Origin of the sequence: Flavobacterium sp. UBA6135, assembly GCF_002428305.1 — a bacterium.
Lineage (GTDB): Bacteria > Bacteroidota > Bacteroidia > Flavobacteriales > Flavobacteriaceae > Flavobacterium.
On the sequence record NZ_DIVJ01000002.1, the window covers coordinates 1 to 10,670 of the forward strand.

8 protein-coding genes are annotated in these 10,670 nt (G+C 34.2%); all 8 read right to left on the reverse strand.

All coding sequences use genetic code 11. The features are described 5' to 3' along the window. Positions 1-653 precede the first annotated feature (653 nt). Positions 654-1,307, reverse strand: a complete 654-nt coding sequence (locus tag B3L86_RS00225) for an ion transporter (RefSeq protein WP_291113642.1) — start codon at positions 1,305-1,307, stop codon at positions 654-656. 5 nt (positions 1,308-1,312) lie between these two features. Continuing rightward, entirely contained in the window at positions 1,313-1,822 is a 510-nt protein-coding gene (locus B3L86_RS00230; RefSeq protein WP_291113645.1) for a hypothetical protein, read from the reverse strand. Between the two features lie 2 nt (positions 1,823-1,824). Next, positions 1,825-3,510 carry a hypothetical protein gene (locus tag B3L86_RS00235; RefSeq protein WP_291113648.1) on the reverse strand — a complete coding sequence of 562 codons (1,686 nt, stop codon included), beginning with the start codon at positions 3,508-3,510 and terminating at the stop codon, positions 1,825-1,827. After that, positions 3,511-4,911: a DUF4407 domain-containing protein gene (locus B3L86_RS00240; protein WP_291113650.1), complete on the reverse strand. Its 1,401-nt coding sequence runs from the start codon at positions 4,909-4,911 to the stop codon at positions 3,511-3,513. A gap of 3 nt (positions 4,912-4,914) precedes the next feature. Beyond that, a complete protein-coding gene (locus B3L86_RS00245) occupies positions 4,915-6,135 on the reverse strand; it encodes a DUF4407 domain-containing protein (RefSeq protein WP_291113653.1) in 1,221 nt (406 codons plus the stop codon). Next, entirely contained in the window at positions 6,132-6,656 is a 525-nt protein-coding gene (locus tag B3L86_RS00250; protein ID WP_291113657.1) for a hypothetical protein, read from the reverse strand. Before B3L86_RS00250 ends, B3L86_RS00245 begins: the two co-directional genes overlap by 4 nt. A 74-nt stretch (positions 6,657-6,730) precedes the next feature. Continuing rightward, positions 6,731-7,762 (reverse strand): PorP/SprF family type IX secretion system membrane protein, encoded by a 1,032-nt coding sequence (locus tag B3L86_RS00255; RefSeq protein ID WP_291113660.1) that lies wholly within the window; start codon positions 7,760-7,762, stop codon positions 6,731-6,733. Between the two features lie 7 nt (positions 7,763-7,769). Beyond that, a partial coding sequence (locus B3L86_RS00260) for a PKD-like domain-containing protein (protein WP_291113663.1) occupies positions 7,770-10,670 on the reverse strand: 2,901 nt, incomplete at its 5' end.

A 10,670-nucleotide genomic window follows, 5' to 3' on the forward strand; every position in this document is an offset into this window, starting at 1 on the left:
GCAGAAGCAAAATCAGGACGTTTATAGTTATTTGGTTTTCAGTTTGAAAGTGGGATGAAAGAAGTAATAGAATACCTAGAGCATCGGGTCACATAAAAAGATTTGTGAGGCGGTATTTTTTGCCACGGATTTAAACTGATGCTTCGGATTAACGCGGATTTGGTTATTTGGTTTTAAGTACTGCCTGATTTTGTTTGCCCCAACCCTAAAGGGAGCAAAATCAGGACGAGTATCGTTATTTGGTTTTCAGTTTGAATGTTGGCTTAAAGAAGTAATAGAAAATACATAGAGCATCGGGGGTACCCGATCAATTCATTTGAAATTATTAATTTGCTTCGAGGTCGGGAGACCGTCGAAGAGCGATGTGGGAATAAGCAGACTTCGTGGAGCTGGGAGTCGGGAGACTTCGAAGAGCGGGGTGTATATTTGCTTCGAAGTCGTGAGACTTCGAAGAGCAGCGGGGCATTAAGTAGACTTCTTGGAGCTGGGGCTACGATGTGGTAGTCTTTGATTTGTGAGGCGATGAAGCGTAGGGTGCTGTCGGATTTACTTTCTCCCAGGTTTTGGAGGTTCCAGGAGAGGAGTGTGGGTTGGGCGTTTACACCGAAAGCAAACAACAAAAGAAATAATTTTAATATCATAGGAATGTAAACTTAAATGCTTTCTTGTTTGTCTGCAAGAAACCAACTGGATGCGAAAGCCGTAAAGGTACCGAAGAGGCCAACGCCACCGGTCATTAGGCCAACTGCTATTAGTCTTCCTTCGCTTGTAATTGGGAATTTGTAACCATAGCCTACCGTAGTAATGGTTACATAGGCCCACCATAAGGCATCTTCTGCTGTTTTGATATTGCTGTCCGGAGCTTTTTCAACTTGTAAAATAGCTATTGCAGAAAAAAGTATTAATAAAATGGCAATTACAGAGACGGAAGTAAAAGTTCCTTGGGCTCTATTTTTAAATATATGGGTTACAATTTGTTTGGTTGACCTAAACGCTCGCAGGATTCTAAAGATACGAATTAATCTAAAAAGACGGCCGACTCGTAAAAAATTAACAGCTGGAATACTTGAAAGTAGATCTATCCATCCCCATTTCATAAACAGGAGTTTGTTTTTTGCTTTGCTAAACCGTGTTACAAAATCAAATAGAAAAACGACACAAATACCATTGTCAATATGGTTTAGTAATCGAGAGGTTTCCTCGGGAAGTTTCCATAAGGTGTCAATCAATAATGCTCCTAAAACATAGAGTGATAAAACAAATATGAGTATGTTGAGGAAGGATAGTTTTTCTTGGGTTTGTTGCATGGTTATTATTTGTAAAAAGGTGTTTCAATCCTAGGTAAAAACCACATCAGAAAATGTTCAAAAACCGGAAGTGTTATTAAAACAAAAGTAATCATTGCTATACCTTTCAAAAGAAAATACCCGTAGTTTTCGTTTTCAATTTCGTGACTTTCGATTCGATTTGTGAAGGTAATTTTAGTTGTAAAGTTTACTATGTAATAGACTAAAAATGTTGCAACAAATGTGAATCCTGTAAAAACTGCAATTTTTTCCATAACAGCTAAGAAAGCATTTTGAACTTCATCAGAATAAATAATATATTCAATAGCGTTTTCAATTTGTTGAAGTGCAATTTTCAAATACAGTGAAAATGAAATCAATAGAGAGCAAAACCAAATAGTGTATGTTAATGAAAGTTTCTCTTGATTTTCTGATTTGATATTTTTTCGTTTAGCTAAAAATTGAATTAACTGAAACATAATTACAATTGAAACAATTGCAACTAAAAATGTAAAAAATAGACTTTGCTTATTCATGTTTAATTTGATTTAAGTGAGATTCTCCAATAATTTAAATTTGATATTTCGTTAGGTAGTAAGCCCGGTTTTGCATTGTATGCTGTCGTTTCCCATAGCACATAGCGTTGGTTTTGATATTTATAAGCAACTCCCTTAATTGGAAGGTTTATTCCTAAAATTGAGTGACCATATTGTTCGCTACTCATTACTGCAACATCATAATTGTAATGGGCAAATATTGTGTAAAGCAAAAGTGTTCTTGTATCGCAGTCGCCATCGGTAGAGTACAGAAATTCCAGAGGTGTATTGATGCCAAAACGTTGAAATCCGACACATTTTGATTCTGAACTTTTAAGGTATTGTTTTATAAATCTATCAGAGTATAAATTAGCATTACAAGCATTGTCTAGAATTAGTACATAAGGCATGTCTTGAACAAAACTTACAACCATGTTTGCAAATTGAGTTTGATTCATTTTATTAGAATCACCAATACTATCAAATAGTTTATAAACACCATCTAAACTTGTTTTGTCATTTTCCTTTAGCCTATAAAGCATTTCATCATAACCTCTTTCATTTGAGTTGGATAAACGCAAGTAATTTTTATTGCTGCTAGATTTCCTAATTGCACTAGCCAGCAATGTGTATTCTCCTTCGTATTCGTTTCCATCATAGTCTTTCCAATATCTATATTTTTTAAATAATGTGTCTTTAGGAAGTTCCGGGTTTTTAATGTCTTCTTTAAATTCCTCTATAACTTCTTGCTCTCTTGGTTCGTTTACTGCCAATGGTGGTTTTGGAACAAAATTAGAACTACGATTGAAAGAGTTAATAATTGAGGAGATAAATGCGATCAACAATACAATACTTATAATTCTAAGAATGCATTTTAAGTAAGGTGCAAGCAAATGAAGTAGAATAAAAAATAATACAATTGGCAGCACGTACATTAAACCGGGAAGGATAAAGAAAAGAAAAATTAGTCCAAGAATTAATCCCAATGAACTGACTACACTTGAAAGACAGCCATTAGAATCAAATTTTTGTCCTATGGGCTCATCAATAAATTCCCACTTGCCCCATACGGTGTCATTATGATGCTTGCAATAGTATTGTTTTCTGACATAATTACCTTTTTTTTCTGTTTTTCCGGTTAGAATTCCATTTGGTTCGCAAGAAGGTTTTGGGTCTTTTATAACTACACCCTTTTTAGGTAAGTTGTCAATTTCTTCAATTATTTCTTCTTCATAGTCTAAAATATAACCAGAAATTATTCCTTCAAATGTTCCGAAAATTTCATTCCCTTCTATTTGATGTAATTTTCTATTTGAATTAAATTGACATAATCTTGGTTCAAGTATATTAATACCGAAATATTTTCCAAATTGGACAATTGTTACTTTTAATATTTCAGGTAGTTTTTCTCTAGGAAATTCATTTTCATTACAATCTTGAAAAGGAGTATTCTTTTGAGTAACTGCATTTTCTACAATAGCTTCATAAATCTCAAAATCATAAAAAGCAGTATTATAAAATTGGTCGGACAAAGACAACAAATTGCCTCTGTATTTTCCTGAAATATTTCCTTTAATAAATGTTTGTCTAGGTGTTTCAATTTTTTTAATTATTCGAATACAGTCATTACCCTCTTCATTAACGAATGGAACTCTGTCAATTTCTGTAATTTTGATTTCGAACTTCATTTAATCTTCTGAATTTGGATAAAGCAGTTTTAATAATGCTTTTTCATCATTAGAAATTGAGCTTTCATTGAGTTTCTTCTGAGTTTTAAAAGGACAATCTGCCCAATGTTCATACTTGCTCACTGGTTCATCTCTGTATTCTTCATTAATTTCTAATAACAATTGCTTAAATCTTTTTGGTTTAAAATCTTTTATTTTTAAAAGTGATTGGTGTATCTCTGCTTTGTGTTTTTTATTGTATTCAGCAACTTTTGCACTAAGAATTTTAGAATAGTGGTTTTTGAATTCATTATAAGCGTCAATTACTAATCTTTTCTCAATCATTTCCTTTTTATCATAAAATCCTGTTTTATTTCTGACAATAAATTTTAAATATATTGGCAATAAAAAAAGTAAACATACTGCCATTGTTATTATCCAAGATATAGGATTCTCTTTGAGAAGTACAGCGATTTTTTGCAAATAGAAATTGCTCTTATCTAACAAGGCATCAAGTTTTTGATAGTTTTCAATTTTTGAGTCAATTACTTTAACAAGATTGTTTTTATATACCTCAAAATCTTCTTTTAAACTCTTATCCGAACAAGTAATTCTTTCTACATCAATTTTAAATTGGTAATCGCTTTCAATTTCTTTTTCAACCAAAGAAGAGAGTTCTGTAACTAAACTATCCCTTGTTATTTTTAGTTTCTTTGGTAAAATGGAAAGCTTATCCATTTTGTTTATAGAATCTAACAAGCTAAAAGCATTTTTTACAAAAATAGAATCCGCTGAAATTTTCAAATCGATTGCTTGTTTTTCTAGTTTCATTTGATTTTCATTGCCTCTTTTGACCTTGAGATTAATTTTGTGTTCAAAATCTTTACTTAGTGTAACTTCATTTTGAATTAACAAGCTGTCTGATACAATGATCATTCGTGCTTTTTGTTCTTGTTTAAACTTCTCAATGGAGGTCTCTGTGCTTTTTGAAAGAAAATAGACGTTTAAAGGTTGGGCAATGATGATTGCTAATAAGAGAATGAATCCCATTCTTAAGAGCATTGAAAGTGTCAAAAAGCGATTGTTGCTATTTACTTTTGTTACTACAAGTTTTCTTTTTTTGTTTTTGTAGTTGTTGGGCAATATAGGTGGTGTAATGGTATACAGTAACAGTAAGTATATAATAATAATCATAAAAGCCCAAAAAATTCCAAATGGCGTGCTTATCATTGGGTTTTCATCAAATAATGAATAGGTAAAAGTTGTTGCACTAACAAAACAACCTATAAAAATTAGAATCACAAATAAGCCAATGAATGCAAAAGACAGTTGTATCTCTTTCGGGCACTTTTTGATAATGATATCATCTTCGCCCGAAAAAGTGCACAAAAATAAACGCAATTGATTAACTGCTTTATTCATCTTTTAGATGGTTTTGATAAAGTCATCTAAATTGTCATCAATTTTTTTCTTTTCCCGTTCTTTATACTTTTCAATAGCATAATCGGTCAATTCTTTCTGAATTTCAGTCACTTTTTTCTTCTCATAAATCATTCGATGTGCTTCGTGATTTATAACTAAATGTCTTTCGACACCTTCTTTGTCGGTATAAAAGTCATATTGTATTTCAATGCCTTTTTCTGCTTTAATTAATTCATCACGATTCTCAGCTAAATAATCATAAGGGGATTTGATAAGCATTAATTTAAAAAAAACAGGGGTTAATTCAATAGCCATAAAAAGTAATGTGATGAATAATGTTATCCAAAAACCTGCTACTTCGTGGGCTAACTTTATTCTTTCTAAAAGACCATCTAAACCTTCAGCAACTTTTACGTTTTTTGAAAGAGCAATATCCTTGTCTGCTAATAATTGTTTTCTTTTGGTTTCTGATTCTTTTAACTTTTCACTATTTATTTGATCAAACCTATCTAAATCACTTTTTAATGAATTCAACTGCTGTTTTAATGCTTGTGAAAGCTTGCCGTCACCGGCTGGTGCTCCAGCTCTACCTTGTAGTTGATCTGTATATTCTTTTTCTGCTATTTTAATTCTATCAATTATTTCTTTTCTTTCATTTGCTATTTGACCTAAATCAGCTTCAACAATTTTAAGTCTTTCTTCAAAATTTGCTGTTGTTCTTTTTTCGAATTCTTTTTGTAATTCAAGCTGTTTTTCATAAAGTTTTGCATCAATTTCCGTCTTAAACATTCTGATTTCAACAGGCTTAGAAATTGTGATGGCGATGATTGCACCCATCAAAATACGCGGAATAGCTCCTTTGAATTCAAGCCAAGTGATTTCTTCTGTTCCGTCACCTTTGCCTGTACTCGTTACTATAAATCGATCAATGTTGAAAATCATTAAACCCCAAAGAATCCCAAATACAACAGCAGTCATTACAACTCCCATATCAACCGGATTCTCAATAGCAGAGCTTCTGGGTTCGAATATGGTATAATAGGCATACCCTCCTGCAATTCCTGCCATTGCTCCTGTTGCAAAAACAATTCCTCCCAAACACATGTATTTAATTTGGTCAGAATAAGTTGCACGTTCTAAAAGATAACGGTCACCACCGGCCGCTGTCCACATTTGTTTCATTAGCCAACCTGCTTTGGGTGACTCATAGTAATCTCTTTTCATATAAAATCAGTTTGGTTATATTTATTGGTTTTCAATTCTATTTTTTGATGTTGTAAAACTATAGCCACGTTGTTTGTTTTTAATTCATATAATTTTAAAAGGAGTGGTAAACGATAGAAATTAGGTGAGGTTTTTATTTCCAAATCACTTGTCAAATGGTTAAACTGAGTTTTGAATTTATCAGTTTTCAATATATTCGTAGGTTCAAATTTTAAGCGGAATACTTTTTTTCTAAAGAAGCCATAAACCACTAAATCAAATTCTTTTTCAAAGTTTTTAAGATTAAAGATTTTGATGTCCTCGTCTATAGTTCTGTGTTTTCCAAATCGATACCAAAGTGCATTTTTAAAACTATAGTTTAGTATGATGAAACTTGATTCAAAGAGGTGTCTGTCTGAGTAGTTGAGGTAAACAACTTCAATGTTCTTTCTTTTTCTCAAAAGTATTTTTGAGAAACGAAGCATCACAATTCCTAAGAAATTGATTGAAGTTAAAAGGTATTTTAAAATTTTTGCAATCAATGATTTTTGCTTGTTTAAGCGTTATACAAAAAACAGTTTTTTAATTCTAGAACAAAGACTAAAAATGATATCTATCACCCCCATGTCCTCTGATATCCGGATGCTCCTCTTCTAAACTTGACTTTATAATTATTACACCTACTGCATTGTCTTCCTGATTGCCAAATCAGCGTTAACTCATGTGTGCCTTGATTTCTTCTGAATTTGGAGGTGTTAAAATCGTGGGAGTATCCAAAAGTAAACTCTCCAAATTTTACGGACATAACGGGATTGATAGAAGTTAAAAGATGGCTTTCTGAACTTCTTCCTTCCGGGTTGGTTGCTAATAAGATTCCTATACCATATACTTCTGTTTCCAAGATACCTCCAATATCTAGTCTGTTGTATTGTGACTGTCGCATGTAATTGGCAGTAAGTAGGAAATTAGATCCTTCGGGGATTAAACTCGTTGGGGAATTCAGAAATTCAAAATAATAGCCTCCATGAACTGTTAAAAACAGGTTTAAAGGCACATTTCCATTTTCCCGAAAGGATATATCGGGTCTGTTGAGGTGTCTTACTGCAACACCAATCCAAGCATCTTCACGGTCAAAAACAAAACCGGCTGATGTATCAAAAAAATTAATTTTATTACTGTAATCTATAACACCTGGATCTATACTCCCCGGACTTATTGCTCCTGTGTTGGTATTTATCTGGTCCTCCAACAACAAATTATTAAAGTTGAAATCCTTTCGGCCAAAACCGGCTTCCAGACCCAATCTTAATCTCCATTCGTAGTCCAATTCCACAATATAAGAAAAGGTGCCATTAAATTTGAAATAATTGTAATTGGTAAAAACTTCATTGTGATTTAGCACCGTTATACCCAATCCGATTTCATCGCTAACTAAGTTGTTGGCATAGGCAAACTGCGTGTCAATCTTAGTGTTGCCGTTGGGCCATTGTCTTCGATGTACTAATCCGGCACTCCAAGTATTGGAAATTCCTGTAAAGGCAGGGTTAAGTGTTTCAGGAATCAGATAAAATTGCGTAAAAATAGGATCTTGAGCTTTTGCATAAAAGCTGCATAAAACGGTAACCAATAACACAAACTTTCGTAGCATAGGAATATTATTTAATGAGAACAAAAGTTTGATTTTGTTGAATTATAGCACCATAAAATGTTTCAGCGGTTATCACACTGTAATAATTACCGTTTTCTGCATTTATACCTTTTATCATTCCATCCCATCCTACCAACACTTCACCACTTTCAGAAAAAATCATTGACCCCCAGGAATCGTATACATCGATTCTTACGTTTTTCAGGTATTTGGTAACGGGTCGGAACGTGTCATTTAACCCGTCATTATTTGGTGTAAAAGCAGAAGGAATTACTAATAAGTATCCTTTTTCTACGAGTAATGAAATGGTTAAAACGTAAACACAACCGAAAGGATAAGTGACTGTCATGGTTACAATATATTCTCGCTCTAATGTATAAGTATGAATTGGATTCAATTCGTTTGAGAAAGTACCGTCTCCAAAATCCCAAACGACATTTAAATAGTCGCCGGTTACATTTCCATAAAATTGGATTGGGTCATTGATTGAGTAAATACCATAAGTCAAGTAGCCAAAAGATTCCGTTTCTATATTTGGGTTGCCAATAACTGGATTTTCTACATTGACGTTAAATTCTATCGAACACCCTAATGCGTCTGTAACAGTTAGTATAACCATTCCATTGAGATTGGTTTGCATGATTTGATTGTTAGCCCCACTTACATTTCCGCTTGACCATTGGTAGCTATAGGGCGGGACGCCTCCTGTACCTTGAGCAATAAAATATTGAATTACTTCACGGGTTTCACAATTTGCATCCGTTTGGGTGTTTACTGTTACTGCTAAAGGATTTGGTCTGATGAGCGTAAACTGACCTGATTTTGTACATCCATTTGCATCTGTAACAGTTACTCCGTAATTTCCTGCCACGACACCTACTAAGTCTTCCGTTGTGGTTCCATTTGACCATTGGTATGAAAAAGGAGGTGTACCACCTGAGACAATCAAATTAATTGCACCACTTGCTGCATTTAAGCAATCTATAGGTTGTGTCAACGCTGCTGAAATTACTAACGCTTGTGGTTCAATGATTGTGAAAGTACGAACAATAAAACAAGGCGTTCCGTCAGCTATGGTAGCGGTATAAGTACCCGGAGGCAAATTGTTTCTGATTAATCCCGCAGTACTTCCATCACTCCATTGTAGCGTAACGGGTGGAATACCTCCCGTTAGATTTAAATTAATACTGCCATTGTTGGCACCAAAGCAAGTAATCTGGCTCACAATCGGATTTACCATAAAAACAGGTGCTTCGGGAATTACAACATTTACTGATTTTGAACAACCAACACTGTCTGTCACAATTATTTGATAATTACCTGCACTTAAATTGTTTTGAAAAAAACCTGTTGCTAAATTATCCCATTGTGCTTGATAACCGGGAGAGCCTCCTGAAACAGTTAGTGTTATAGAGGCATCATTAGCTCCATAACATGTGATTGGTGTTGTTGTCACGCTAATATTTATCTGAGGATTAATTGTTGCTGTAACTGTAAAAATAACACCTCTACAACCATCTTGTGTTACTGGTTCGATATAATAAATTACATCTAACGGATTTAAATTTGTATTAGACCAAATGTCATCAGCTAGTTCATTTGAACTAAAGCCACTGCCAATTTCAGGATTTCCTGATACAGCTATAAGTCCATTAGAAATTATATTGGTTATAGTATAACTGATTGCTGATGGACCATCAATGTCATCTCCTAAAATAATATTTAGTGATTCTTGATCACATCTGAAAACGGATTGGTTTTCTATTATAGGCTCAGGCCTAATTGATAATATCACAGTAAATGGATCACCTAAACAACCGGCGGAAGAGACTGGAAGTATATTATAGATAACATCAATAATTGAGGTAGTAGGATTAATCCATGAATCATCAGCTAATACATCTATACTAAATCCAGAACCTATTTGAGGATTTCCTGAATTATTTATCAATCCTGAAGAGTCAATATTTAAGATGGTTAATGTTGTATTTGCACTTGTTGATATAATGATTTCACTATTCTCTCTACTACATATCGTTAGAGAAATATCTTCTACAGGTGATTCTGATTCAACAGTAACAGTAACGGTAAATGAATCACCTAAACATCCCTCTGCACTAACAGGAACAACAGTATAAATAACATCTACAGCCGAAGGAGTCGTATTAGTCCATGCATCATCCGAAATTTCATTAGCTACAAAACCAACTCCTATACCCGGATTTCCTGCAAAAGCAGTAAGTCCGTTAGCATTAATCGATAGAATGTTATAGGTAACCGCAGCAGGACCATCGATATCATTACCCAAAACAATACCATTTGGGATATCACTACAGATAGTCCCCGTTTGATTTATTACAATAGGTTCCGGATTAACCACTACCGTTAAGGTAAAAGGCTCTCCAAGACAACCATTCGCACTCACGGGAATAACGCTGTAAACTACATTTACAGCAACCGGTGTTGTATTGGTCCATGCATCATCCGATATTACATTAGCTGAAAATTCTGTTCCTGTAATTGGATTTCCGGCAGAAGCAGTTAATCCGTTCGAATTGATTGCGGTAATGTTATAAGTAGCTGCTGCAACCGAAGTACCGTTTGGAAACGAAATCCCTAAGTTGGCATCACTACAAATGGTAAATGTTTGGTCAGCCACAATAGGCTCAGGATTAACAGTTACAGTAAGGGTAAAGGGTTGACCCGAACAGCCATTAGCACTGACAGGCTCAATGGTATAAATAACATCAACAGCTATATTTGAAGTATTAGTCCAAGCATCATCTGTTAACTCTGTAGCAGTAAAACCACTGCCTGTTATTGGATTACCCGCTGACGCTGTCAAGCCGTTTGAATTGATTAAGGTAATAGTATATGTGGTATTGGGGGTGGTACCCAAAACAAATCC

Bases quoted from the DNA above. Each gene is read 5' to 3' on its own strand.
- B3L86_RS00255 (WP_291113660.1), bottom strand. From the start codon at position 7,762: ATGCTACGAAAGTTTGTGTTATTGGTTACCGTTTTATGCAGCTTTTAT.
- B3L86_RS00240 (WP_291113650.1), bottom strand. From the start codon at position 4,911: ATGAATAAAGCAGTTAATCAATTGCGTTTATTTTTGTGCACTTTTTCG.
- B3L86_RS00235 (WP_291113648.1), bottom strand. From the start codon at position 3,510: ATGAAGTTCGAAATCAAAATTACAGAAATTGACAGAGTTCCATTCGTT.
- B3L86_RS00230 (WP_291113645.1), bottom strand. From the start codon at position 1,822: ATGAATAAGCAAAGTCTATTTTTTACATTTTTAGTTGCAATTGTTTCA.
- B3L86_RS00225 (WP_291113642.1), bottom strand. From the start codon at position 1,307: ATGCAACAAACCCAAGAAAAACTATCCTTCCTCAACATACTCATATTT.
- B3L86_RS00245 (WP_291113653.1), bottom strand. From the start codon at position 6,135: ATGAAAAGAGATTACTATGAGTCACCCAAAGCAGGTTGGCTAATGAAA.